This is a genomic window from Citrobacter sp. UYEF32 (assembly GCF_040546205.1).
GTDB lineage: Bacteria > Pseudomonadota > Gammaproteobacteria > Enterobacterales > Enterobacteriaceae > Phytobacter > Phytobacter diazotrophicus.
This window is the reverse complement of record NZ_JBEPNI010000002.1, coordinates 215605-241252: the sequence shown is the minus strand read 5'-3', so window position 1 is coordinate 241252 and position 25648 is coordinate 215605. Positions and strand designations below refer to the sequence as shown.

At 52.8% G+C, this 25648-nt stretch carries 20 protein-coding genes; 3 read left to right on the top strand and 17 right to left on the bottom strand.

Translation table 11 applies throughout. The features are described 5' to 3' along the window. Positions 1-265: 265 nt before the first annotated feature. Positions 266-1354 (top strand): porin, encoded by a 1089-nt coding sequence (locus tag ABIB59_RS05365; RefSeq protein WP_354034339.1) that lies wholly within the window; start codon positions 266-268, stop codon positions 1352-1354. Positions 1355-1539: 185 nt separating this feature from the next. Beyond that, a complete protein-coding gene (locus ABIB59_RS05360) occupies positions 1540-2730 on the top strand; it encodes an amino acid aminotransferase (RefSeq protein WP_071194681.1) in 1191 nt (396 codons plus the stop codon). A 46-nt stretch (positions 2731-2776) separates the two neighbouring features. Here the strand turns inward: ABIB59_RS05360 and ABIB59_RS05355 are convergent, their stop codons facing one another. The 7 genes from ABIB59_RS05355 to cmoM all read right to left on the bottom strand — a co-directional run bounded on the left by ABIB59_RS05355 (position 2777) and on the right by cmoM (position 13467). Next, on the bottom strand, positions 2777-3424 hold the full coding sequence (locus tag ABIB59_RS05355; RefSeq protein ID WP_039078564.1) for an MBL fold metallo-hydrolase: 648 nt from the start codon (positions 3422-3424) through the stop codon (positions 2777-2779). A 27-nt stretch (positions 3425-3451) separates the two neighbouring features. After that, on the bottom strand, positions 3452-4000 hold the full coding sequence (gene mepK / locus ABIB59_RS05350; RefSeq protein ID WP_039078563.1) for a peptidoglycan L,D-endopeptidase MepK: 549 nt from the start codon (positions 3998-4000) through the stop codon (positions 3452-3454). Positions 4001-4186: 186 nt separating this feature from the next. Next, positions 4187-6046, bottom strand: a complete 1860-nt coding sequence (ldtD, locus tag ABIB59_RS05345; protein ID WP_354034336.1) for a L,D-transpeptidase — start codon at positions 6044-6046, stop codon at positions 4187-4189. A gap of 178 nt (positions 6047-6224) precedes the next feature. After that, positions 6225-10673: a chromosome partition protein MukB gene (gene mukB / locus ABIB59_RS05340; protein ID WP_317078685.1), complete on the bottom strand. Its 4449-nt coding sequence runs from the start codon at positions 10671-10673 to the stop codon at positions 6225-6227. Then, a complete protein-coding gene (mukE, locus tag ABIB59_RS05335) occupies positions 10673-11377 on the bottom strand; it encodes a chromosome partition protein MukE (protein WP_039078560.1) in 705 nt (234 codons plus the stop codon). The genes mukB and mukE overlap by 1 nt, the downstream gene beginning before the upstream one ends. Beyond that, positions 11358-12680, bottom strand: coding sequence for a chromosome partition protein MukF (gene mukF, locus ABIB59_RS05330; protein ID WP_039078559.1), 1323 nt, complete (start codon positions 12678-12680; stop codon positions 11358-11360). The genes mukE and mukF overlap by 20 nt, the downstream gene beginning before the upstream one ends. After that, positions 12673-13467 (bottom strand): tRNA uridine 5-oxyacetic acid(34) methyltransferase CmoM, encoded by a 795-nt coding sequence (cmoM, locus tag ABIB59_RS05325; protein ID WP_039078558.1) that lies wholly within the window; start codon positions 13465-13467, stop codon positions 12673-12675. Before cmoM ends, mukF begins: the two co-directional genes overlap by 8 nt. Positions 13468-13584: 117 nt before the next feature. Between cmoM and elyC the strand changes: the two genes are divergently transcribed. After that, on the top strand, positions 13585-14364 hold the full coding sequence (elyC, locus tag ABIB59_RS05320) for an envelope biogenesis factor ElyC (protein WP_039078557.1): 780 nt from the start codon (positions 13585-13587) through the stop codon (positions 14362-14364). Here elyC and ABIB59_RS05315 read toward each other — a convergent pair. The 10 genes from ABIB59_RS05315 to cmk all read right to left on the bottom strand — a co-directional run bounded on the left by ABIB59_RS05315 (position 14341) and on the right by cmk (position 25621). Next, complete coding sequence (locus tag ABIB59_RS05315; protein ID WP_039078556.1) at positions 14341-15234, bottom strand: YcbJ family phosphotransferase; 894 nt, start codon at positions 15232-15234, stop codon at positions 14341-14343. The two genes, elyC and ABIB59_RS05315, sit on opposite strands and share 24 nt — an antisense overlap. Before the next feature lie 139 nt (positions 15235-15373). Continuing rightward, complete coding sequence (kdsB, locus tag ABIB59_RS05310) at positions 15374-16120, bottom strand: 3-deoxy-manno-octulosonate cytidylyltransferase (protein ID WP_071194686.1); 747 nt, start codon at positions 16118-16120, stop codon at positions 15374-15376. Further along, complete coding sequence (locus ABIB59_RS05305) at positions 16117-16299, bottom strand: Trm112 family protein (protein WP_039078554.1); 183 nt, start codon at positions 16297-16299, stop codon at positions 16117-16119. Before ABIB59_RS05305 ends, kdsB begins: the two co-directional genes overlap by 4 nt. 54 nt (positions 16300-16353) lie before the next feature. Further along, positions 16354-17583, bottom strand: coding sequence for a winged helix-turn-helix domain-containing protein (locus tag ABIB59_RS05300; RefSeq protein ID WP_354034332.1), 1230 nt, complete (start codon positions 17581-17583; stop codon positions 16354-16356). A gap of 42 nt (positions 17584-17625) precedes the next feature. Next, on the bottom strand, positions 17626-18603 hold the full coding sequence (gene lpxK / locus ABIB59_RS05295; RefSeq protein ID WP_071194688.1) for a tetraacyldisaccharide 4'-kinase: 978 nt from the start codon (positions 18601-18603) through the stop codon (positions 17626-17628). Further along, on the bottom strand, positions 18600-20348 hold the full coding sequence (gene msbA / locus ABIB59_RS05290) for a lipid A ABC transporter ATP-binding protein/permease MsbA (protein ID WP_039078551.1): 1749 nt from the start codon (positions 20346-20348) through the stop codon (positions 18600-18602). Before msbA ends, lpxK begins: the two co-directional genes overlap by 4 nt. Positions 20349-20384: 36 nt before the next feature. Beyond that, the gene (locus ABIB59_RS05285) at positions 20385-22436 is read right to left on the bottom strand and encodes a DNA internalization-related competence protein ComEC/Rec2 (protein WP_354034329.1); all 2052 of its coding nucleotides are present in this window, start codon (positions 22434-22436) and stop codon (positions 20385-20387) included. Between the two features lie 211 nt (positions 22437-22647). Then, complete coding sequence (gene ihfB, locus ABIB59_RS05280) at positions 22648-22935, bottom strand: integration host factor subunit beta (RefSeq protein ID WP_039078549.1); 288 nt, start codon at positions 22933-22935, stop codon at positions 22648-22650. Between the two features lie 217 nt (positions 22936-23152). After that, positions 23153-24826: a 30S ribosomal protein S1 gene (gene rpsA, locus ABIB59_RS05275; RefSeq protein ID WP_039078548.1), complete on the bottom strand. Its 1674-nt coding sequence runs from the start codon at positions 24824-24826 to the stop codon at positions 23153-23155. 111 nt (positions 24827-24937) lie between these two features. Then, positions 24938-25621, bottom strand: a complete 684-nt coding sequence (gene cmk, locus ABIB59_RS05270; protein WP_039078547.1) for a (d)CMP kinase — start codon at positions 25619-25621, stop codon at positions 24938-24940. Positions 25622-25648 lie beyond the last annotated feature (27 nt).

The following is a 25648-nucleotide window of genomic DNA, read 5'->3' as shown; positions in this document are numbered from 1 at the left end:
GTTTTTGACGACGATCGCCCCCGAACTTTGAGGTGGTTCACAAAGTTCCTTAAAATACATAAATTCTTACACATAATTGCTTTTTGTAACCTCTTTAAGACATTTGTAGCACTTTCAGGCTAGCGAAACGATTATATGAATGGAAAGATGCCTCTCAGACACAGAAAGACACCAAACTCTCATCAATAGTTCCGTAAATTTTTATTGACGGAATTTATTGGCGGCAGTGGCAGGTGTACAAAAAAACCAATGAGGGTAATAAATAATGATGAAGCGCAATATCCTGGCAGTGGTTATCCCTGCCCTGCTGGTAGCTGGTGCAGCTAACGCTGCAGAAGTTTACAACAAAAACGGCAACAAACTGGACCTGTACGGTAAAGTTGTTGGTGAGCACGACTTCGTGACCTCTGGTGACAACACCAACAGCAACGACAACACCTACGCTCAGATTGGTTTCAAAGGCGAAACTCAAATCAACAGCGATGTAACCGGTTACGGTCAGTGGGAATACCGTGCGCTGGCAAGCGATGCAGAAGGTTCACAGGGTACCCGTAACCGTCTGGCTTTCGCTGGTATCAAAGTTAACAACGCTGGTTCTCTGGACTACGGTCGTAACTACGGTATCGTCTACGACGTAGAATCTTATACCGACGTTGCCCCATCCTTCTCTGGCATGACCTGGGCTAACTACTCTGATAACTTCATGACTGGCCGTACTACTGGCGTCCTGACCTACCGTAACACCGACTTCTTTGGTCTGGTTGATGGTCTGAGCATGGGTATCCAGTACCAGGGTAAAAACGATCGTACTGACGTTAGAACCTCTAATGGCGACGGCGCTGGTTACTCTCTGGGTTACTCCTTCGCAGAAGGCTTTAGCGTAATCGGCGCTTACAGCAACTCTGACCGTACTAACAATCAGACTGCAGACGGTAAAGGTGAGAAAGCAGAAGCATGGGCTGTTGGTGCGAAATATGACGCAAACAACATCTACCTGGCAACTGTTTACGCTGAAACCCGCAACATGACTCGCGAAGCTGACGGTTCTTTTGCTAACAAAACTCAGAACTTCGAAGCAATGGCTCAGTACCAGTTCGACTTCGGTCTGCGTCCGTCCCTGTCCTACGTTCAGTCTAAAGGCAAGGACCTGGCTGCACGTGGCTCCTTCACTGGCGGCAACGAAGATCTGCAGAAATATGTTGAAATCGGTGCGTACTACTACTTCAACAAAAACTTCAACATCTATGTTGATTACCAGCTGAACCTGATCGACAAGAGCAACTACAGCGACAGCGTTGGTATCGTGAATGGTCGTGATGACCAGGTTGCGATGGCTGTGACTTACCAGTTCTAATCAGCACACCTCGTTATTATATGCGTGAAAAACAGGGCTTCGGCCCTGTTTTTTTATTGTCTCGCCGCCAAAAAGACTAACTTCTAAAAAGACGCACGCTTTTTATCGCAAACGGTTGGCAATTGTCACATCAACCGTTAACCTGATAGCGGATCTCCCTTCTGTCATCATAATGGAACCTCGTCATGTTTGAGAATATTACCGCTGCCCCTGCTGACCCTATTCTGGGTTTGGCCGATCTGTTTCGTGCCGATGAACGTCCTGGCAAAATCAACCTTGGTATTGGTGTCTATAAAGACGAAACCGGGAAAACGCCGGTACTGACCAGCGTTAAAAAAGCGGAGCAGTATCTGCTGGAAAACGAAAACACAAAAAATTACCTCGGCATCGACGGTATTCCTGAGTTTGGTCGTTGCACGCAGGAACTGCTATTCGGCAAAGGCAGCGCGATTATTAATGACAAACGTGCGCGCACCGCGCAGACCCCGGGCGGTACGGGTGGCCTGCGTGTTGCCGCTGATTTCCTGGCGAAAAACACCTCAGCAAAACGTATTTGGGTAAGTAATCCAAGCTGGCCGAACCATAAAGGCGTGTTTAACTCCGCCGGCCTTGAAGTGTGTGATTACGCCTATTATGACGCGCAAAACCATGCGCTGGATTTCGACGGCATGGTTGCAAGTCTCGAAGCCGCGCAAGCGGGTGATATCGTACTGTTCCACGGTTGCTGTCATAACCCGACCGGTATCGATCCGACGCTTGAGCAGTGGGAGACACTGGCCAAATTGTCCATTGAAAAAGGCTGGCTGCCGCTGTTCGATTTTGCCTATCAGGGTTTCGCTCGCGGTCTGGAAGAAGACGCAGAAGGTCTGCGCGCCTTTGCCGCGCTGCATAAAGAATTGATCATCGCCAGTTCCTTCTCGAAAAACTTCGGTCTGTACAATGAACGTGTCGGTGCCTGTACGCTGGTGGCCGCGGACCAGGAGACAGCAGACCGTGCATTCAGCCAGATGAAGTCAACCATCCGCGCTAACTACTCTAACCCGCCTGCTCATGGTGCCTCCGTTGTGGCAACGATCCTGAGCAACGATGCGCTGCGTGCCATCTGGGAACAAGAATTGACAGACATGCGCCAGCGCATTCAGCGTATGCGTCTGCTGTTTGTAAATACCCTGCAGGAAAAAGGGGCGGATCGCGATTTCAGCTTTATCACCCGTCAGAACGGCATGTTCTCTTTTAGCGGCCTGACCAAAGAGCAGGTGCTCCGTCTGCGTGAAGAGTTCGCTATCTACGCGGTTGCATCAGGACGTATTAACGTTGCGGGCATGACACCGGATAACATGTCGCCGCTGTGTGAAGCTATCGTCGCGGTGTTATAAACAACAATAGATAATAAAAAAGGTCGCGAATGCGACCTTTTTTGTTTTACCAGACCGGCAGTTCATCCTGCAGGAAAGGGTTATGTAGCCGCTCGTTGCCAAGCGTGGACATCGGGCCGTGACCAGGAATAAAGGTCACATCATCCCCCAGAGGCAACAGTTTGGTTTTGATGGCATCAATCAACTGCCCATGATTCCCTTTCGGGAAATCACTGCGCCCTACGCCGCCTTTAAAGATAACGTCGCCGGACACCAACAGCCGGGATTGCGCATCAAAGAAAACCACGTGCCCTGGCGTATGCCCAGGGCAATGCAAAACATCCAGTCTCACATTGCCTACGCTCACCGTGTCGCCTTCGTTTAACCAACGATCCGGCGTCAGCGGCTGGCAGTCATCCAGACCAAACATACGACTTTGGGCGGGTAGCCCTTGCAGCCAGAACTCATCTTCTTTTTCCGGACCAATCACTGGCACGCCATAGTGCTGCGCCAGCTCGGCAGCCGCACCAACATGATCAAGATGACCATGGGTAAGCAGTATTTGCGTTAACGTCACGCCGGAGGCTGCAACTTCCTGTTTGATGCGTTCAGCATCGCCACCGGGATCCACTATTGCTGCCAGCCGGGTTTGCTCACACCAGACTAACGAGCAGTTCTGGGAGAAGGCGGTAACCGGAATAATACGATAGTTCATACTGCTCCTGTCTCTTTTAACTGAGTTTTACCAGTGCCGTAGCGGCCCGGTATCAATATGCACAAAGTTGCTGCTGGGGTAATATCCTACACCACCTGCACGCATAGATAACGCAGCTTTGCGAATATTGCTCAGAGAAATCCCTTCGATATGGAAATCCATCGCCTGTCCTTTGGTGTGATAGCTTTTTTTGGCAACACCAGAACTGTGAGCCCGGAGTTCGTTATTCGTGTCGACAGAACGGTATCCCGAGACCAATTGCACCGGTTTGCTTGTTCCTAACAAACCTTGCAGGCGATAAAGTTGATCAAACAGTCGTGGATCGATGGTTTTAATTTTATTCGCGCGATAATCACGGAAAAAATGGTTGAGCTTTGCTAATTCATCCTGAATATAGCCCCGGCCATCGAAAAACTGCGCCTTAATTGTTTCTCCAGTATGGAGATTATTCAGCGTTAAAATACGCGGACGTGGGGTGGAAAGGGTTGCAAATGCTTGTTGAGGTAAGATGGCTGCACCAAGGGCAATACCACCTAACGCCAACAATTTGCGGCGATTAGCGTCAAATTTGTCCATGATAATCAGGTCTGCAAGATAACAAAGTGATCGTAATTTATGCACTTTTATTGCGCACGAAAGGCACCTTACCGGGCAAAAACGTCTGCGTCAAGGTAGCCAAACCCCAGCAAAGACGGGCCTTACAGCAGATCCGGCCCGTTTTCGCTAATTATTACGACAATGTTATTTCCCGAACTGCTTCATTTACCTGATTAATTGTTCGGCTTTCGCCAGGATTTGTGCGCCAGATCGCGCCGTCAGATCATAATTGTAAATATCTGTACGATATTGGGTACGACCATCTTCGCCAACAAATGCGGTCAAATAATAAAGATTCACCGGTATATTTTGACGGATATTAACGTAACGGGTATCTCCTTGTTTTAATGCATCGGAAATCCGCGTGTCGTTCCATCCCGCATCCTGTAATAGCATATTGGCAAGCTCAGAGGCTTTATTCACCCTCACACAGCCTGAGCTCAACGCTCGCGCTTCTTTCTGGAAAAGATTATGGTTGGGTGTGTCATGAAGATAGATAGCGTCAGAACTCGGCATATTGAACTTATAGCGGCCGAGCGAGTTTTGCGCTCCCGGCGCCTGCTGGAAGCGGAAAGGCAGATTAGATGGCGTGATGGTTGCCCAATCCACCATCGTCGGGTCAATAGCCTCTTTACTGTTCCAGCCACGCAGCACGGTATAACCATGCCGTTCCAGATAGCCCGGGTCATTCCATACTTTCGGTAGAATGTCTTTGCGTGCCAGCGTCGGTGGTACGTTCCACGGCGGGTTAACCACCACGTTATTCAGCGCACTGCTCATCATCGGCGTTTTGCGATCCGGTCGCCCGACAATCACGCGGGAGGCCAGCACCTGGTTGCCGTTCAGATAATAGACCAGCGAATACTCCGGGATGTTAACCATAATCCCCGTGGAGAGCTTACCCGGCAGCAAACGCAGACGCTGAATGTTCAGCGCCAGAACCCCGGCGCGCTGGGCTGGGGTTACATTCAACCAGTCGCGGGTCGACTGCCCAATCACGCCGTCGGCATGCAGACCCTGAGCGGCCTGGAAGCGTTTGACTGCGGCAACTAACTGGCGGTCATAGTCGCTGCTGAGCGTACTTGCTGGTTTCGCTTTTTTGGTCAACTGCGCCGTTGTTGCTCCCGCCGTATCAACCGCGATGGCAGACGGGCTGACGACGCTGCTTGTTGCATCATCGCCAGGCAGCGCGATTTTCGGTGCATCATCCATCATGCCGCTACGTTGCAGGATTTCACGCAGCGCGGGTACATCCCTGCTCTTCTGTCCGGGACGCAGTGAAACGGTACTGGTCAACTGCGGCCACGGTGAATTGTCTGCCACCAGCGTCAGTAAAGACTGATGCATCGCAGCATACTGCGGATGATGAGGTGCAAGGGTTTCGATAAATTGCGGCAGGTTGCCTTTATCCAACGCTAATTGCCACTGATTGATTACCGACAGCGGCGGTGTTTCCAGCGTGTAAGGTTTACTGCTGTAGAGCCAGCGGTTGCCTTTCACCGGAATACCGGCGACGAAATGCAGATACCCCATCATGGCGTCCGATAAGACCAAATCCCGCGCCATTCCTGAGATATTCGGATCGGTCAACAGCCCAACCCAGGTCGTGAATTGCGGCTGGAAACCGGCAATCGCGACTTCGGCGAGTTGTTGCTGGAAAGCCTGAACGGCATCACGATTATCCCACATCGGCTTCATTTCACGCGCGGCATACAACGCGGAAAGCGAATCCATGTAGACCGGTGTCCAGTTAGCAGGCAAGAGTGCCTGCAATGCGCTACGCGCGTTAGCAGGCGCATCTGCTGTCGGATAAGGCTGCAAGCCTGCCATCATTGCCGTCGCAGGCGACTGTTCCAGCGGCTGCGATAATGCCGTGGGTTGATCGCCAAGCGTCGCGGAACTGTCAACCGGTACCACCTCAGGCTCATCGGCCAGGGCCTGAGCGCTAAACAGCGGAGCAAATGCGAATGCCAGACATAAACTCAATGTCGACATCCGACGACCATACGATTTCTTAAGCAACATCCCTTGCCCCCTGTTTCTTCATTACACTCACAATGCTCTTTCTATCAGTATATAAAGACAAAAAAGCATTTGCCTTACCAAATGTAAAGAAGTTTAAAGAAGAGCGCGTGGTCGGGTGCGGTGTTTCAGAAAAGAAAAAGGGCGGCATCTCTGCCACCCTCATTGTTTAAGCGAACCGTTAAGAAGCGTCTGCCGTACCAGGTAATGTCTCCGGTAGCTGAGCCGCGAAGCCGCGCAGACCCACCACGTGAACATGCTCGTGGTTCTGGAAGACTTTACGCACCAGTTTATAGGTGGTGCCTTTTTCTGGACTGATGTTCTCCGGAGCCGCAATAATCAATTGCATTTCAAGGCGTTCGCAGAGTTCGAACAAGGTTGCGATGGAGCGGGCATCCAGACGTGCTGCCTCGTCGAGGAACAACAAGCGGCATGGCGAAATATCTTTACCACGCAGACGTCGCGCCTCGTCTTCCCAGCTCTGAACAACCATCACGAGGATAGACATCCCGGTACCGATAGCCTCACCGGTCGACAGGGCCCCGGATTCCGCACGCAGCCAGCCATCCGAACCACGGTTGACCTCCACTTCCATCTCAAGATAGTTGCGGTAATCAAGCAGCTCTTCGCCGATGGTTTGCGGCGTACGCTGACCAAGATCGATTTGCGGATTCAGGCGTTGATACAGTTTCGCCAGTGCTTCGGAGAAGGTCAGGCGATTGCTGTTAAACAGGTCCTGATGCTGCTCATGTTGCTCGGAAAGCACCGTCAACAACATTGCATGACTCTCGCGGACGTTAACATTCAAACGGACACTGTGTACCTGACCGAAGGAGACGTTTTGCAGACCCTGGTTAAGTTGCCGGATACGGTTCTGCTCGCGCTGAATCGTTTTGCGAATGATATTCGCCACGCTACGAGAGCTGATCGCCAGTTTCTGCTCGCGGGAGGTTAGCTCTTCCGTCAGACGGCTGAGTTCAATCTCCATCTGTTCGATAGCTTCAACCGGATCGTCAGTACGAATAATATCCTGGCGGATACGCTCGCGCAGATGCTGGTAAACCGCGACAAAGAACTGAATCTTACGCTCCGGACGTTTCGGATCTTCCGACATACGCAGCACATCGCGCAGATGTTCGTTGTCCGCCACGGCGAGGCGCAACGCACCTAACGCCTTATCCGACATGGAACGCAGTTCGTCACCAGAAAGGTAAGCCAGTTCACGACGATGCAAGCGACGTTCAACGCCGTTATCTTTCACCATTCGCATCACCGCACACCAGCCTGCTTTCGCCGTGACGACCTGTTCGCGCATCTCATGATAATCACGTTCAAGGCGACGCAACGCACGGGTCAGGTTATCCATTTCCGCTTCGCAGAAGGTCAGCGCTTTTTCCAGTTGATTGCGGCGGGCACGGTTGCCGGACAACTGGGCATGCAGCTCGTCGCGACGAATACGCGCGCGCTCCTCCGCGCCACTGTCGGCACGCACACCAATTTCCTGCAGCTCTTTTTGTAGATCGTTGAGCAGTTCTTTTTTGGTATCGAACGAGCTTTTCAGCGATGCCAATACCTGGTTGTACTGACTGAGCTGGGCCGCGTGGCTACGCAGCGCCTCACGCGTACGGCTACGTTCACGTTCTGCCTGTTCGAGCCGCTGACGCAGCTTCTCGTTGAGATCGTTATTGCCACTGAGCATTTCCGCAGAATCGGAATAGCTAAAGTGCGCCCGGCGCTGTACAACTTCGATCAGCGCAAATGCCTGCTGTCGTGCTTCACGCTGCACTTGCTGGGAGTACGCATAATCTTCTTTCAGTTGTTCATACTGTTCCGGGTCGTTTTGCAGTACGGAAACAACGGGCTCCAGTTTCGCCAGATGGTTGCCAAACTGTTGAATAAAACGCACGGCTTCCTGAGCTTCGTCCAGCCGCTCCTGAATTTCATCAACGCGATCGGCCAGGGTTTCATCTGCCAGCAAGCTCAGGCGTGGCAGCAGGCGGTTCAGCTGAGCAACCCCCTCTTTCGCCTGCTCGAACTGCATGCGGTTCTGCTGGTTGTCATTCTCATGATTACTCAGCGCGCGCTCCAGTTCACCACGGCGGCCACTGAGCGTACGAATTTCAGCTTCCGGGTCTGGATCAAACGCCACGGCAAGATGGCTACCGATAAAACGGCTGAAGGCCTGATGCAGGCGCTGCGTTTTCTGCACGTCGAAGGATAATGTGGCAAAACGCTCGGCAAGCTCTTCACGCTCGGCGTGGAGCCCTTCGATACGGCTTTCACGTGCGGCACGACCAAACAGCGGCACCGACGGGAAACGGGAGTAGCGCCACTGACGATCGGCTATCTTAACCACCACCGCTTTTTCCAGCTCATCGACGCTGAACACACTGTCATCGAAAGATTGCGGATCCCCTTCAATCAGATAGAGATCTTCCGGGCAATCCTCGAGCCCTTCAAGCTGTTCCGAAATGAGGGAGAGGTCCGGGACCACGATCGCGTGACGTGATGGGCCATACAACGCGGAAAAATAGGGCGCATCGTCAAGGCTAACGTCATCGTAAATTTCAGAGAGCAGTACACCGCCAAAGCGTTCAGCCAGCGTGTTAAGACGCCCGTCTTCGGAGCCACCCGGCTGACTCAGACGTTCGATTTCTTCGTCCACCGCACGTTTGCGTGCCCCGACTTCATCGCGTTCAACGATAGCTTCGCGTTCACGCTCCAGCAATTGTTGCAGGTATTCCGTCACTTGTTGGCCGGATTCAAACTGCTCGCCGCTCTGCTCACACAACTGGGTCAGGCTGCTTTGCGCTGCCAGCCAAATCGGTGCGCGCTGGGTCAATATTTGGATGCGTGACTGTAGCTGTTCCAGCTCCTGGCGCAACGCCATACGCTGCTCACCGGCCATGGCCACATTCTCGGAAAGCGCGGCAATTTGCGCCTCCAGCTCATGATGCAGAGCCTCAAGTTCGTCAGCGTCGTACTGTTTATTCTGCCGTTTGCAGAATTCCGCCAGCATGCGTTCAGCATCCTGTTGCTCACGCAGACGCTGTTCCAGTTCGTTCAGACGCGCGCGCAGCGATGGCGCCTGTTCTGCCAGATGGCGCTGATTTACCCCTTCTCGTAAAAGGTCACGTGCGACATCCCAGGCTTCATCACGGGCCAGCGGACCATTGATAGCGACGACCAACTGGTAAGCTTGTTCAAACTGGCTGTGCGCGGTTTGCGCCACGCTCATACGTTGGTCAAGCGACAGGAGTTTCTCTGTAGCTTCCTGCTCTTTCGCCTGGAAGGTTTCCAGCCATTCGTCTGCCGTTTCTGCCGTCAGGTCCGGTAGCTGGCAAAGTTCTTTTGCACGCTGTAAGGCCTGTTGTGCCTGATTGTACTGAATCGCGCGGGTTTGCTGCACATCCAGAGCCTGTTGGTAGTCGGCAAGCTGGTTTTTCAGCTCATCCACTTCCAGTTCAGCGGCCTCGGCGCGCGCTTCGTTCTCTTCCTGATGATCGGTAGCTTCGGCCACCACTTCATTTTGTTCTTCAAGGCGGATTTGCAGTTCGTCCAGATCCGACTCGTAGCGCTCAATTTTTTCCTGCTGGCGCAGCGCGGTCTGCACCAGGTTCAGGTGATCGCTGGCGGCCTGATAATCAGCCTCAAGATCCCCTTCTGCCCCGGTGTGTTCTGCCAGTTCGCGCGCCATATCGACATGTTTGTATTGCTCAGCCGCCAGCTTTTGCCGTGAACTGAACAGATCGCGACGGAATGTCAGCGCCTGATCGAGGTGAATACGTCGTTCGTTGGCATGGCGCATGTAATCCGCCGCCACATAGTTGGTCGCTTCACTGATCAAGTGCTTGAACAGATCGCGATCCGACTGGGTAACGCGAATCGCTTCCAGCGTCATGCGGTTTTCGCGCAGTGCCGCTTCCATATCCTGGAAGGCTTTACGTACACCGCTATTTTCCGGCAAGAGATAGTCGCGCAGAGAACGGGTGATCGCACTGGAGATACCGCCATACAGCGACGCTTCGATCAGGCGATAGAATTTGCTGCGATCGGATGCTGAGCGCAAGCGACGAGCGACGATACCCAAATCGAACATCAGAGAATGATAATCGGTGATGGAGTTGAACTGCTTAAACTGCACCCCTTCCATCGCATCCAGCTTTTCCTTCACTTCCTGCAACGGCAGCACGCGCGCCTGACGCTCGTTAAGCGTTTCTGTCAGCAGTTGTGTCGGCTGAACCGCCGTTGGCAGCCCCTGAATAGCGAACGGTTTGATGTCGACTTTACGATCGCGACCGGCCACCTGTTGCAGGCGAACCCCCACCAGCACGCGCTGATGACGCGAGTTGATCACATCAAGAACAGAGTAGCAGACCCCGGCTTTCAGTTTACCGTGCAGGCCTTTGTCACGAGAGCCAGACGTCGCGCCTGCCTCGGTGGTGTTACGGAAGTGCAGCAGCGTTAAGTCCGGGATAAGCGCGGTGACGAACGCCGCCATGGTGGTGGATTTACCGGCACCGTTTCCCCCGGACAACGTGGTCACCAGTTCGTCCAGGTCAAACGTACGGGCAAAAAAACCGTTCCAGTTAATCAGCGTCAGTGAGCGAAATTTACCGCGATCAATCATTATTCTTCCTCTCCACTATCCGGCTGATTGTCTTCGTTCTCATCATTGAGCTGCAGGTGATTTTCTACAGGCATGGCTTCACCGTCGCGGATCAAGCGCCGCTGAGCCTCGCGTGCATCGTCACCAGAGCGCACATCCGCGCCGAAGCGGAACACAGACTCGGTAATACGAAACTTGCTGCTGTCGTTACCCATAAACCAGATCATGCCAAGACGACGCAGGCGGTTCAGGGAGGAACGCACTTTTTCCTGTAATTTTTGGCGATCCAAATCAGAACCGGTTGAGCGGTTATTCACCAGCTTCAACAGTTTGGCTTCGTCTGCCAGCGCCATCAGCTCGTCATACAGCTCCTGCTGAGTGAAGATACCTTCATTGGCCAGACGTTCCGGGCTGAGATAGAGGTAACAAAGAATTTTACCGACCATCATATCCAGTTCAGACAGTACCGAGCGTGGGATCAGCGTTGTCGAGCGCGGGCGCAGGTAGAAAAAACCTTCTGGCGCACGGATCAACTCAACGTTGTAACGCCCGTAAAACTCCTCCAGAAATTCCTGGAAATCCATTAAAAAGGCGTGATTATCCAGCTCATCAAGGCCGATATGGCGGCCTGAGCGCAGCGCACTGTCGAGCGCCGGAAAGAGTGGGTTTGCCAACGCTTGGGCCAATTTGATCGGCATCACTTGTTCAATATTTGTCAATGACATGCGCCTGTACCTTGGCTCCGTAATCATTAATCGGCTGCCATTTTGCTGGCAGGCCGGTGAAATCTGCTTGCGCTACGCCGAGGCGTACCGCCTGATCAATGACGATCCGCGCGATATCAAAATGCCGCGCGCGCGGGTACCGCGCCAGATATTCGCGTACAACCAGCCCAAGATCCAGTGGAGCTTGTCTGGTTTTATATATCGCCAGTTGTTCTTCGATCATCGCCGCAAGTTGTTCGCGGATTTCGTTGAACTCTTCATATTCCAGGTCAGGCGGAAGCTCACCTGTAACCTCGGCATCGCTCAACGCAATCTCTTCATCGCGCATATCCAGCAGCCTGTCGGCGTTCGCATAGGTCAATGCCCAGGGAGCATCGAAGTAACCCTGTACCGACTGGCGCAAACGCTGGGCAAATACGCGGTTTTTATCCATATCGATAGCGGTACGAATAAACTTGTGTACGTGGCGATCATAGCCAATCCACAAATCGATAGCCTGCTGTCCCCAACTGACGATACGGTCCAGCTTGCTCTGTAAATCAAAAACCAGCCGGTCGACAAACTCCAGATCGTTATGCGCCAGCGTCGCGTCCTGGATACGTAATAAGTTCGCCTGCAGCTTATCCCCTGCCGCTTCCAGCGTATCCTGTAATTCACGCAGCGTACCGGAGGTTTCGGAGAGTAACAGCTCACAGCTTGAAATAGCCGCACGCCAGTCTTTATTCAATAACTGAGCGATATCATCTTTGACTAACTGCTGCTGCTCATCCATCACGCGCTGGGTGAGATCGATGCTGTCGAAAATTTCTGCCACCGAGTATTTCAACGGCGCATAGACGTTGCGATGCCAGTGGAATTCATCCCCACCCTCATCTGCGGCATCAGCAGCGCGTTTCAGTTCTCCCGCCACGATAGATAACTGCATGGACAGGCGCAGCGTAGAAAACTCACGCTGGCGGATATAGTAATCGGTAATGCCAATGCCGAGCGGCGTCAGACGATAGATGGCATTACCGTCAGCCAGTTCGCTGGTAAAACGGTTTAACAGGCGCTGACGCACCATATCGTTTATGGCATTGTTCGCACGCTGAGCAATGGTTTCGCCGCTTTGTTCAAATGCTTCGCTGACGTGGCGAAACGCATCAACAAGCTCTCCCTCGCTCATTTCGCCATCCAGGCGTTCACCGTTCAGCGTGGCAACCGCCAGCAAAAACGACAGTCTGTCTACCGGAAGCGTGATAGAGAAATCGTTTTTCCTGGCCCAGGCAACCAGTTCGGGAACTGTCTGGGAAAATTCACTCATCGTTCATCCTTTCATCTCTCTGCGGCTTGAGCGCGGTCACATGGATATAACGCCCCAGGCTGATATACGGCTCCTGACGACAATATTGCGTTTCAAGTTCAAGCAAGGAGTCAAAACAGTCACGTTGTTGGTGTTTTTCGCGTAAGTAATCGTGAAACACCCGAACACCCGTTTTCCCCGTGATCTGCCAGCCAATCGCATTCAGCCAGCTATAGACTTCATCCGGATGTCGCGGATAATCCGGGGACAATGTGCGCTTTTTCTTTTTAGGCATACCCGCCAGCACATAGTCGAAATTACCTGCCACCATATTGTGCATCAACAGGCCATTAGCATTGTAAAACATCAACGACAATGTCCCCGCGGGCTTTAAAACCGACCACAGCGTTCGCAAAACGTCCACCGGTTCAGCGACCCATTCGAGCACAGCATGGAACAATATCAGATCGACGGGCGATTCCAAATGTTGCGCAATGTCCTGAGCGGGGCATTGTACAAAATGCATGTTACCGCTCACACCTTTCTCTTCTGCGGCTGCGGTAGCACGCGCAATCATCTCCTGCGACACATCACACAGCGTCACATGATGACCCCGTTCTGCCACACGAATCGCTGTCTGGCCTTCTCCGCCCCCCGCATCCAGTACACGAAGCGTGCGATCGCCCATTTCGGCGAGAACCCTATCCAAATCCTGCCAGAGGATCGCCTGACGCAGTTGACCTTTGGTCGTGCCATAGATATTGCGGGAGAATTTTTCCGCGATGTCATCGAAATTACGATCCTGCATGGCCGCTCCGCGATCCTGACAAAACCGCTATTTTGTCACAGCCGTGCTCAGAATGAACCCATCTGGTGTAAGATCCACGCAAAACGCCTGCTGTATGGTTAAAAAGGAGACGGACGCGTGCTTTTTACGCTCAAGAAATACATTGGCGGCCTGATGCTCCCCCTGCCGGCATTGCTTATATTGATTGGGATTGGGCTGTTGCTTGTCTGGTTCAGTCGCTGGCAAAAAACGGGCAAAGGCATCATTAGCGCAAGCTGGTTGATTCTTCTGCTGCTGAGTCTGCAACCCGTTGCGGACAAAATGCTCAAACCCATCGAGGACAGCTATCCCACCTGGCGCGGCGCAGAGACGGTCAAATATATCGTGGTTCTGGGCGGCGGCTACACCTGGAATGACGCCTGGGCACCAAGCTCAAATCTCATTAATAACAGCCTGCCACGTTTGAATGAAGGCATTCGCCTGTTACATCAGAATCCTGGTGCAAAATTAATCTTTACCGGCGCGGCGGCAAAAACGAACCCGGTCAGCACAGCAGAAGCCGGAGCCAGAGTGGCGGAGAGCCTGGGCATACCGCGCAGCGATATCATCACCCTGGATTCACCGAAAGATACCGAAGAGGAAGCTGCCGCCGTCAAACAGGCTATTGGCGATGTGCCTTTTTTACTGGTGACGTCCGCATCACATATGCCAAGGGCAATGGTTTTCTTCCGTAATGCGGGGCTCCATCCCCTGCCCGCTCCCGCGAATCAGATGGCTATCGTTTCCCCTCTCAATCCGTGGGAACGCGCCATCCCGTCCCCGGTCTGGCTTATGCACAGCGACCGGGTCGGGTATGAAACACTAGGGCGGATCTGGCAGTGGTTGAAAGGTGACTCAGGAAAGCCAGGGAAGGAGTGACTTAGACGCCAAATCAAAACTGGGGCGACTGAAGTGGCCGGTATTCACCAGTTTCGCCACTTCATCCCACAGCAAATAGAGCCAGCGCCGCCACATAAAGGATTCTGCGACCGGTGCGCGCTGGAGATAATGCCAGAACAGCCCTTCGGCCAGCGGACCATCCGCCAGGCGGAACAACTCATATTCTCGCGGCGCCCAGAGCATAATACCCGGCCCGACCATCGCCAGAAGCTGGTCGCTCCGGGCATCTTTCAACATACTGCGCAAATTGAAATTGCCATGCACCAGTACACAATTGTCGTTGAACCCTTCGAACAGCGACGGCAGGCACTCTCTGGTGCGGAAGAGGATACGTTTATCCTGCATCGTGAGCCCCGTATTGTGGTACTGATTCAGCGTGGTCCATAGTACTTCTACCCGCTGGCGATACCAGGAGGGCCAGATGTTCTCCTGAGTATTGTCCACCATTCCCACACAGCCGTGGCTGTCCTGTCTGTGCCAGGACAATAACCCTTCCACGATTTGATCTTTCAGATGTTCCCAGCGTTCGGGGGTACGTGCAGGCGCTTCAACCGGCACGCCGCGCAGGCGTTCCATAAGCAGGACATCTGGCCCTGGATGTTCTTCATGGGTCATTACGCCATACACGACAGGCATACGTACCGTGCCACTGCGTGCCAGCATTGAGATTTTCCATGCCAGTTGACGTGCAAGGCCAGGGGTGGAAAAACTCCTCGCCAGTAACGGCATCGGATTTCCCTGGCTGTCATACAAGGACCATAAGGTTGTATCAGGTCTCTCGCTGACACATTCCATGCGGCTCAGCTTTTCACCCAGCAGGTGGCTTAATTCAGCGCGCAGTTGTTCCATATCAGATTGCCCTCATGAAGACTACTGCTTTTATAATGAGCGCCGGATGACGGGATGTCACCTGATGAGATCAAATCAATACGAGAATTTGCTGGAAAAAAGCAAATCCCCTCAGAGTGAGGGGATTGAGAAGGGAAAATTAACGCATTTCAGCGCGCACGCGCACCAGATCTTCCTGCGTATCAACCCCTGTACCCGGAACTTCCGTCGCAACAGCGACGTGAATTTTTTCGCCGTACCACAGCACGCGTAGCTGCTCCAGCATTTCGATATTTTCCAGCGGACTGGCTTCCCAGTTTACATAACGGCGGATAAAACCGGCACGATAACCGTAAATACCGATATGACGCAGGAAGGTATCACCAATTGTCTCACGAGAAACAGCAAAACGGTCACGATCCCACGGAATGGTCGCCCGCGAGAAATAGAGCGCATAGCCTTGCGCGTCGGTTACCACTTTCACCGCGTTCGGATTAAATGCTTCATCGGCATGATGAATCGGCACTGCCAGCGTAGCCATGCCAATGTCGCGAGCGGCCAGGTTTTCTGCCACCTGACGAATAATGGCCGGCGGGATCATCGGTTCGTCGCCTTGCACATTGACGATCACGGTGTCATCACTGAAACCACATTTTTCGACAACTTCGGCCAGACGCTCCGTTCCGGACTGATGATCGGCGCGGGTCATGCAAACCTCTCCACCCGCCGCTTCTACCGCACGCGCAACATCAGCATGGTCGGTCGCAACAATAACGCGCGCCGCCCCTGACTCACGCGCACGTTCCAGCACATGCACCACCATGGGTTTCCCATTGATATCAACCAAAGGTTTGCCCGGTAAACGGGTGGATGCGTAACGCGCTGGAATAATGACAACGAAACTCATGGCCGACTCTCTTCTTCTGTTAATGAGCGCGCTTCGTTTTCCAGCAGCACTGGAATGCCCTCGCGCACGGGATAAGCGAGGCTATCCACTTTGCAAATCAGTTCTTGTTTATCCTGGCTGTAATAGAGTTTGCCGTTACAAACCGGACAGGCGATGATTTCCAGTAACCGATGATCCATATTTCCTCCTGGCGGACCTGACGCATGATCCGTAAATTTTACCATATTCATTGGTCAGGCTGCGTCGACTTCCAGCCCCTGACGATGCTCAATAAAAAGCCCTTCCGGCAGTTTTCCAAAGGTAACACGCTGCGCGCCTTGCCAGCGGGCAAAATCACCGATAGCGGTTATAAGCCCATTTTCAAGCATGCGCCCCGGTTTTACACCGTTTTCCAGGTAGAGCGCAATGACCTCCAGCACCGCTTCTTTGCGATGCATTTTGGCATCCATTCGCCCGACCAGACGGCCACGATGCAATAGCGGCAGCACAAAATAACCGTACTGACGTTTTGGCGCAGGCGTATAGCACTCCAGCCGATAGCTAAAATCAAACAGTTGTTCCGCCCGTTTGCGATCCCACACAACCGGGTCGAAAGGTGAGAGCACAGCGCTATGGGTTGCCGTCAGTTTTCCGGCTGCCGCGAGTTCAAGCTGCGGCAATAAATCAGTATGTAGCCAGGCGGGGCCAAGCTTTTCGACATCCACCGGGACAATGTTGCCCTCTTCCTGGAGACGCTCAAGCAACAGAGGTAACGCAGGCTGGCGCAGACGGTAATAATCCGCGAGCCATTCAGCACGAAAGAGGCCCAGGCTGCGCGCACTCTTCGCAAGCATAAGGTGTTCGGCCTCAGCCTGCGTCAATAAGTCACGCTCGTCATTCCAGTGTGGCATCACCCGATGAGTAAGATCATAAACGCGCTGGAAATTGCGGCGTTCGATAACCATCACCTTCCCTGCGGTAAACAACCCTTCCAGATGGCGCTTATGTGGCTTCCATTCCCACCAGCCGTTGGCCCCTTTACGCGGATGTTCAAAATCAGCCGAACGAACGGGGCCATTTTGCTGAATGTGTGCGATGAGCGACTCAATTTCCTGCGCATGCTCTTGCATCCATGCCTCGCGATACTTCCAGCCCATCTTATCCGGGGCAAGCATACGATGGCGGAATAAGGCAAAATCGCTACGAGGTAAAAAGCAGGCTTCGTGCGCCCAGTACTCCATCAGTTCGCCATTTTTCAGCGCGTCATCAAGCCACTGGGTGGGGTATTTGCCAAGACGGCTGAAAAGTACCAGATAGGGACTACGCGCCACAATGTTGATGGTATCAATTTGTAGCAACGACATACGTTGAATCGTCGTCAGGATGTCGCCAGGGGTGGCGCGACAGGAAGGTTTTCTCAGTAAGCCCTGAGCGGCAAGATGAAGATGACGGGCCGTTTGCAGCGTGATTTGTGGCACAGACATAGGCTTCCCGGTTGTAGAACACGGCGCGCCACGACAAGAGCGTCAGCGCACCAGATTTATGAGTTCCTGCAACAACTTCTCTGCTTGCTTATCCTCAAGATGCGCATCCACAGGCAGATACCACCAGTTATTTTCCGCAAAGGCGCGACACTTGACGGCATCTTTTTCCGTCATGATAAGCGTCTGCTCTGGTTCAAGCAGTGCCGCAACATCCTGCCGGGAAAGTGCCTGATGGTCGGCCAACGCAACGGTTTTCACCGGACGCGCGCCGCTTTCATGCAGCGTAGCAAAAAAACGCGGAGGATGACCAATTCCGGCCATTGCAACCAGATTTTGCAACGCATTGACATTACGGCGCTCACCGGTAAGTAAATTCACGGCCAACCCTGGCTGCAATCGCATGGCTATTTCGCCAGGCTGCGCAATGCCACCGTTGGTGATCACAGCGTCAACGGTTTTAAGACGCGATGCCCGCTCACGCATCGGCCCTGCGGGAAGCCACCAGCCGTTACCAAAACGTCGCACGCCATCAATAACGACAATTTCTTTATCGCGGTGCAGACGATAGTGCTGCAAGCCGTCGTCGGTGACGATCAGTTGCACAGGTGAGTCCGCCAAAAGTGCTTTAACGGCATCGACTCTGGCGGGAGACACAGCGACAGGCGCGCCCGTACGCTGAAAAATAAGCACTGGCTCATCACCCGCCTCGGTGGTCGTAGTGTCAGGGGTAAGCAACAGCGGGTAGTGCGCGGCTTTACCGCCATACCCTCTGGAAACCACCCCTACCCGGATACCGCGCTGCTGTAACTGTTCAACCAGCCAGACAACTACCGGCGTTTTACCATTGCCGCCCGCAGTCAGATTACCGACCACGACAACGGGAACGGGTGCCTGCCAGGCTTTTTTCAACCCCAGACGCCAGCACAAACGAATAATGCCGCTGACCAGGCCATAGAGCCAGGACAGCGGTAATAACAATAGCCACAGCGGTGATTCACCGGACCAGATGCGCGCAATCATTCGCCAAACTGCATTTTATGCAACTGCGCATAGACACCACGTTGCGCCAGAAGCTCGCTATGGCTTCCACGCTCAACGATACGCCCATCTTCTACCACCACGATTTCATCTGCCTGCTCGATCGTAGAAAGGCGGTGTGCAATCACCAGTGAGGTACGGTTTTTCTGCAATTCATTAAGCGCCGCCTGAATCGCACGTTCGGATTCCGTATCCAGTGCCGATGTTGCCTCATCCAGGATAAGGATGGGGCTGTCACGCAATAGCGCACGGGCAATCGCAATACGCTGACGTTGGCCGCCGGAAAGCAGTACACCGTTTTCACCGATAATGGTGTCCAGACCATTGTCCATCTTATTGATGAAATCCATGGCATAGGCCATTTTCGCCGCCTGTTCGATCTGCTCACGGCTGTACTCTTCCGTACGGGCATAGGCAATGTTATTTGCCACGGTATCGTTGAAGAGGTGCACATTTTGCGAGACCAGTGCGACCTGGTTACGCAATGACGTCAGCTTATATTCACGCAGATCATGACCATCCATCAGGATCTGGCCCTTATCAATGTCATAGAAGCGCGTGATAAGGCTCGCCATGGTCGATTTACCCGAACCAGAGCGGCCAACCAGCGCCACCGTTTTTCCTGCAGGAATACTCAGGTTGATATTACGCAGTGCAGGCGTCTCGCGCCCCGGATAAGTAAAGGTCACATCACGGAACTCAACGTCGCCTTTTGCACGTTCAATCACCAGCGTACCTTCGTCTTTTTCCTGCTCGCTATCCAGAATCGCGAACAGCGTCTGGCAGGCAGCCATCCCGCGCTGAAACTGCGCGTTGACGTTAGTTAGCGATTTAAGCGGGCGCATCAGAGCAATCATTGACGAGAACACCACGGTAATGGTCCCTGCCGTCAGAGTATCCATCACGCTTGGGAAACTTGCGGCATAAAGCACAAATGCCAGCGCCAGTGAGGCAATAAGCTGAATGATCGGGTCAGAAATGGATGATGCAGAGACCATTTTCATGCCCTGCAGACGCATCTTGTTACTGACTTTCTCAAAGCGGCTGGTCTCTACTTCCTGACCGCCAAACATCAGCACTTCTTTATGCCCTTTCAGCATCTGCTCGGCGCTGGTGGTCACCTGCCCCATCGTGTTCTGCATGTTTTTGCTGATATTGCGAAAGCGCTTTGACACAACGCGAATAGCAAAAGAGACGATCGGCGCAAGTACAATGAGGATTGCCGACAATTGCCAACTGTAATAGAACATCATCACAAACAGACCGATGATAGATGCCCCTTCACGAACCACAGTGATCAGCGCACTGGAAGAGGAAGAAGCGACCTGTTCAGAGTCATAGGTAATGCGGGACAGGAGCGTCCCGGTAGATTGTTTGTCGAAGAAGGATACGGGCATCCCCATCATATGACCAAACAGGCGGCGGCGCATGGTCATCACCACCTTGCCAGAAACCCATGAAATACAGTAGCTGGATATATAGCTGGTGACGCCGCGTAAAATCATCAGCCCGATAACCACCAGTGGCATCCACAGCAACACTGAGCGGTCCGTTTTACCAAAACCATCATCCAGTAATGGTTTGAGGAGCGATAACATGAATGTATCGCTGGCTGCGTTGAGGATTAACGCTACTCCCGACACGATCAAACCCGTTTTAAACGGCGCAATGATGGGCCAAAGTCGGCGGAATGTCTGCCATGTAGAGAGATCTTTGTCGTTATGCATTCAAAAAACCAGCACTTGTTGAAATAGCCGCATATTCTACCCGTTATCTCCAGGTACGCCAAACCACTGATGATACCAACGTGGGAAAATTTGCTCGCGTAAGCTTAAGATTTTCCAACCTTGCCGCGAGAATAAGACTGTTATTTGCCCATGATGCGGCGTATCAAACCACTGGTAAGCCTGTTGCCGATAGCGCTTTTGCACTTTTGCCGACGGCAAACGCCAGTTGTTGTAACGCGATGCCGAGGCCAGCGCCACCTTTCCATTCACCCTCTGAATAAAAGGGAGCGTGGAAGAGGTGTTGCTGCCATGATGAGGCACCTGGATAAGTGTAGCCTGGAGATGCTGCCAGTAATGGCTCATCATCGCCATTTCCCCTGCGCTTTCAATATCTCCCGTAAGCAGTATGCTTTGTTGCCCGTCATCGACTTTGACCACGCACGAGCGATTGTTTCCCTTCATTTGCACGCCGTTGAGTGGCCAGTGCGCCGTGAAAGTAAGCCCCTGCCATTGCCAGCGTTCACCGCGAAAACAGGGCTGATGGCCGGCCCAACCCAACGGGCTTTTAACCCACAGTGATGGCCAGTCGGCGAGAAGAGTATTAAGCCCTCCCCGATGATCGAGATGCTCATGGCTGAGAATAATGCCTTCCGGTTGCAGATGATGCCAACGCAACCACGGGGTAATCAGTTGCTGCGCGCTATCCCCACCCGGCCAGGCAAGCCCAAGCCAGCGCGCATCGACATCAATCCAGCCGAGCGGCAAGCTCTGCAGAAACCAGAATAAAATCGCAAGAGAACCATCAGCCAGATACCAGACACATGATTCAATACTTTGTGGGCCGATAAGATGCAGCAGCATACCGAAGAGGACAAGTGGGACCGTGACAAAGGTAACCAGCGGTACTGCGATTAAATTCGCCGCCATTGAACTCAGGCTAAGGCCGTGAAAAGACAAAACCTGCAGCGGCATCAGTAATAATGTCATTCCCGCCTGGATATACAGCAGGTCGATGAGGATCCGGCGCCACCAGCACAGGTTATGAATCCGTAACGGGAGCCACTGATACCAAAAAATCAGTGCCGCGACGGCGAAAGCAGACAGCCATAAACTTTGCGACAACACAGCAATAGGGTCGATAAACAGTATACCGGCAATGCAGCACACCCAGACCTGCCATGGTGTCCACAAGCGCCCGGAGAGACGTAATGCAGCCCATATGCCAATAGAGAGACTGGTTCGAAAGGCGGGTGGCTGCATCCCCGTTAAGCCGGCATAGCAGATAGCACAGACCACACCTATCAGTAGCGGTAAATGCCAGTTGATTCGTCTTGCGGGGAAAAAGCGCTGCACGCCTCTGGTCAGTAGCACACCCATCATCGCTGTCAGTGCGATATGCAGCCCCGATATGGCCATCAGATGGGCTGTGCCCGTCTGACGCATGATATCTTTTACGTCATTATCCAGCGCCGCACGTTCACCAAGCCCCAGCGCCATGATGACCTGCCGCCAGGGGTACGCTTCCAGATGCGTACTCAGCGAATTCAGATATCGGCCACGCCAACTACACTGGCCATTTACAATATTTGCCTTCACAACGCGACCGGTCAGCGGTAAATGCGACGACAACGCATGGCGCTGAGTATCGAATCCCCCATCATTGAGTTGCCCATGTACAGGCCGTGCTCTTATGGTCATCTCCCACTGCTGACCAACGCACACAGATTGCGGCAAATATTCGCCGTAGAGCGTAATGCCTGCCGCGGGAATGACGCGCTTACCATCCAGGTGGGTGATGTCAGCATAGTGCGTTGTTGCATGATCGGTGCCGGTAATCACTACCCTCACCTGCCGATTCGCACCCGGCAAATGTTGTGTAGGCCACAGGACCTGCAATGCTGCCAGTAATCCCCAGGCGAAAAACAGAACCGTAAAACCTGCATAGCGAATGTAGCGCTGATGCCTGCTGGCGAGCAGTAATCCTGTCACAGCTATCATCCAGACATGTTCAATTTCAGGCAGTGTCGGGAGAAATAATAGTGGCAATATGCCTAAGTTCACACAAAGTGCTAATGCAGGTAATGGCATGCCCACCTCCTTGTTACGGGAAGTGTGACCAGCGTTACGTATGCCGTCTGGCATGATTTTCTTATTTTGCGGCGAGGGTGGGCAGATTTAAACGCGCTTGCATCTAAAAACACGCATTTTGCGAGCAGCTTTCCAGGATGCAGGGACCAGAAATGAAAAAAGCACCTGTCGGTGCTTTTCACGATGATTAGGTTTCAATACAGATTAAAACTTAACCTTCATAAATATTGGCGCGGTCACGTAATTCTTTACCCGGCTTAAAGTGCGGAACGTATTTCCCTTCCAGATCCACTTTATCGCCCGTTTTCGGATTACGTCCGGTGCGGGGTGCACGATAGTGCAGAGAAAAACTGCCGAAACCGCGGATCTCAATACGCTCACCCTGGGCAAGAGTAGAGGCCATATGCTCCAGCATCTCTTTCACCGCGTCTTCCACCGCTTTCGCGGGAATGTGCGATTGCTGGCTGGCAAGTCTTTCAATCAATTCTGACTTGGTCATGATTCCTCCGGTTTCCTTCAGGGCAAATTAGCTTAACAGCTTGAACAAGGGCGGCCGTAGCCGCCCTTTGTGCTTGATTACAGGACGAAATCTGTAATCTGTCAAGTATACTCATCATACTTCGCGTGTCAGACACCATTGCTTCGCAATATCGCCTCGGCAATTTACCGAGGCGATGTACTAACAGCCGTCTGGCAGTCCAAAGTATGGCGAAATATTACTCGCCTTTAGCTGCTTTGAAGGCTTCTGCCATAGCGTTGGAGAAGTTGCCGTCTTCCTGTTTGTTGTTAACAGTTGCGATAGCATCTTTCTCGTCAGCTTCGTCTTTAGCACGAACAGACAGGCTAACTACACGGTTTTTACGATCAACGCCGGTGAATTTAGCTTCAACGTCGTCGCCTACGTTCAGAACCAGAGTTGCGTCTTCAACGCGGTCACGGGATGCTTCAGAAGCACGCAGGTAACCTTCAACACCGTCCGCCAGTTCTACGGTTGCGCCTTTCGCGTCAACTGCAGTTACTTTACCGGTTACGATCGCGCCTTTCTTGTTCAGAGCAACGTAGTTGTTGAACGGATCTTCTGCGAGCTGTTTAACGCCCAGAGAGATACGCTCACGCTCTGCGTCAACCTGCAGAACAACAGCTGCGATTTCGTCGCCTTTTTTGTATTCACGAACTGCTTCTTCGCCTGCAACGTTCCAGGAGATGTCAGACAGGTGAACCAGACCGTCGATGCCGCCGTCCAGGCCGATGAAGATACCGAAGTCAGTGATAGACTTGATTTTACCTTCAACACGGTCACCCTTGTTGTGGGTTTCCGCGAACTGCTGCCACGGGTTAGCTTTGCACTGTTTCAGGCCCAGGGAGATACGACGACGTTCTTCGTCGATATCCAGAACCATAACTTCCACTACGTCACCAACGTTAACAACTTTGGATGGGTGGATGTTTTTGTTGGTCCAGTCCATTTCGGAAACGTGTACCAGGCCTTCAACGCCTTCTTCGATTTCAACGAAGCAGCCGTAGTCAGTCAGGTTGGTTACGCGACCGGTCAGTTTAGTACCTTCCGGGTAACGTTTAGCGATAGCAACCCACGGATCTTCGCCCAGCTGTTTCAGGCCCAGAGATACACGGGTACGCTCGCGGTCGAACTTCAGCACTTTAACAGTGATTTCGTCGCCCACGTTGACGATTTCGCTCGGATGCTTAACGCGTTTCCAGGCCATGTCAGTGATGTGCAGCAGGCCGTCAACGCCACCCAGATCAACGAATGCACCGTAGTCAGTGAGGTTCTTAACGATACCTTTAACTTCCATGCCTTCTTGCAGGTTTTCCAGCAGTTGATCACGTTCAGCGCTGTTCTCGGATTCGATAACGGCACGACGAGAAACAACAACGTTGTTACGCTTCTGGTCCAGCTTGATGACTTTGAATTCAAGCTCTTTGCCTTCCAGGTGCAGCGTGTCGCGAACCGGACGAACGTCTACCAGAGAACCTGGCAGGAACGCGCGAATACCGTTCAGCTCAACAGTGAAGCCGCCTTTGACTTTGCCGTTGATAACACCGGTAACAGTTTCAGCTTCTTCGTACGCTTTTTCCAGCGTGATCCAAGCTTCGTGACGTTTAGCTTTCTCACGGGACAGCAGGGTTTCACCGAAGCCGTCTTCTACTGCATCCAGAGCAACGTCAACTTCGTCGCCAACCTGGATTTCCAGTTCGCCCTGGGCGTTTTTGAACTGCTCAGCCGGAATGGCAGACTCAGATTTCAGACCGGCGTCAACCAGTACTACGTCTTTGTCGATAGCAACAACAACACCACGAACGATGGAACCCGGGCGGGTTTCGATTTCTTTTAAGGATTCTTCAAACAGTTGAGCAAAAGATTCAGTCATGTTTAATCTTCAGGTTAATATTAACGTCCACCTGGCTCCGTGCCGGATGGGGTTGTTTCACATACCCGCCGTCAATCCTTTGCAGCGGGGGTACTACTAATTCTGTCGCGATTACGCGAGCGCCAGTTTTTGGCGCGCATATTGTAGCGCTTTTTCAATCACTTGCTCAATAGTTAAACTGGTGGAATCCAGCACTAAAGCATCTTCTGCAGGAACAAGTGGGGCGACGGCGCGGTTACGATCGCGGTCATCGCGCTCTTTTATCTCGGATAAAAGGCGATCAAAATTAACACTAAACCCCTTTTCCTGCAACTGTAGCATGCGGCGGTGCGCACGCTCTTCGGAGGAGGCGTCAAGAAAAATTTTCACTGGCGCATCGGGGAATACGACGGTTCCCATATCGCGCCCGTCGGCGATAAGGCCCGGCGCTTCACGAAAAGCGCGCTGACGACGTAACAGAGCCTCACGCACGCGTGGAAAAGCCGCAACCTGCGATGCTGCATTAGCGACTTCCTGCGTACGAATTTCACCGCTCACGTCCTCACCTTCAAGAATCACTTCAAGGTTGCCGTCAGTCGAGACAAAACGTACGTCGAGATGCGCTGCCAGCGGAACCAGTACGTCTTCTGAGGTGACATCAACATGGTGGTGCAGCGCCGCCAGCGCCAGCACACGATAGATTGCGCCTGAATCCAGTAGATGCCATTGCAACGCTTCCGCCATTGCCTTGCACAGAGTGCCTTTCCCCGCACCGCTAGGCCCATCAATGGTGATTACCGGGGCAATTGCCGCCATCTTTTTCTCCTTCATAAAGGCATACCG

What these genes read in the sequence shown, in the direction of transcription:
- cmoM (WP_039078558.1), bottom strand. Translation starts at nt 13,467, where the DNA reads ATGCAGGATCGTAATTTCGATGACATCGCGGAAAAATTCTCCCGCAAT.
- ABIB59_RS05305 (WP_039078554.1), bottom strand. Translation starts at nt 16,299, where the DNA reads ATGGATCATCGGTTACTGGAAATCATCGCCTGTCCGGTTTGTAACGGC.
- lpxK (WP_071194688.1), bottom strand. Translation starts at nt 18,603, where the DNA reads ATGATTGCGCGCATCTGGTCCGGTGAATCACCGCTGTGGCTATTGTTA.
- ABIB59_RS05365 (WP_354034339.1), top strand. Translation starts at nt 266, where the DNA reads ATGATGAAGCGCAATATCCTGGCAGTGGTTATCCCTGCCCTGCTGGTA.
- mukB (WP_317078685.1), bottom strand. Translation starts at nt 10,673, where the DNA reads ATGATTGATCGCGGTAAATTTCGCTCACTGACGCTGATTAACTGGAAC.
- ABIB59_RS05300 (WP_354034332.1), bottom strand. Translation starts at nt 17,583, where the DNA reads ATGTCTGTGCCACAAATCACGCTGCAAACGGCCCGTCATCTTCATCTT.
- kdsB (WP_071194686.1), bottom strand. Translation starts at nt 16,120, where the DNA reads ATGAGTTTCGTTGTCATTATTCCAGCGCGTTACGCATCCACCCGTTTA.
- cmk (WP_039078547.1), bottom strand. Translation starts at nt 25,621, where the DNA reads ATGGCGGCAATTGCCCCGGTAATCACCATTGATGGGCCTAGCGGTGCG.
- ihfB (WP_039078549.1), bottom strand. Translation starts at nt 22,935, where the DNA reads ATGACCAAGTCAGAATTGATTGAAAGACTTGCCAGCCAGCAATCGCAC.
- msbA (WP_039078551.1), bottom strand. Translation starts at nt 20,348, where the DNA reads ATGCATAACGACAAAGATCTCTCTACATGGCAGACATTCCGCCGACTT.
- ldtD (WP_354034336.1), bottom strand. Translation starts at nt 6,046, where the DNA reads ATGTTGCTTAAGAAATCGTATGGTCGTCGGATGTCGACATTGAGTTTA.
- ABIB59_RS05355 (WP_039078564.1), bottom strand. Translation starts at nt 3,424, where the DNA reads ATGAACTATCGTATTATTCCGGTTACCGCCTTCTCCCAGAACTGCTCG.
- ABIB59_RS05315 (WP_039078556.1), bottom strand. Translation starts at nt 15,234, where the DNA reads ATGGAACAACTGCGCGCTGAATTAAGCCACCTGCTGGGTGAAAAGCTG.
- mukF (WP_039078559.1), bottom strand. Translation starts at nt 12,680, where the DNA reads ATGAGTGAATTTTCCCAGACAGTTCCCGAACTGGTTGCCTGGGCCAGG.
- rpsA (WP_039078548.1), bottom strand. Translation starts at nt 24,826, where the DNA reads ATGACTGAATCTTTTGCTCAACTGTTTGAAGAATCCTTAAAAGAAATC.
- mepK (WP_039078563.1), bottom strand. Translation starts at nt 4,000, where the DNA reads ATGGACAAATTTGACGCTAATCGCCGCAAATTGTTGGCGTTAGGTGGT.
- ABIB59_RS05360 (WP_071194681.1), top strand. Translation starts at nt 1,540, where the DNA reads ATGTTTGAGAATATTACCGCTGCCCCTGCTGACCCTATTCTGGGTTTG.
- mukE (WP_039078560.1), bottom strand. Translation starts at nt 11,377, where the DNA reads ATGTCATTGACAAATATTGAACAAGTGATGCCGATCAAATTGGCCCAA.
- ABIB59_RS05285 (WP_354034329.1), bottom strand. Translation starts at nt 22,436, where the DNA reads ATGCCATTACCTGCATTAGCACTTTGTGTGAACTTAGGCATATTGCCA.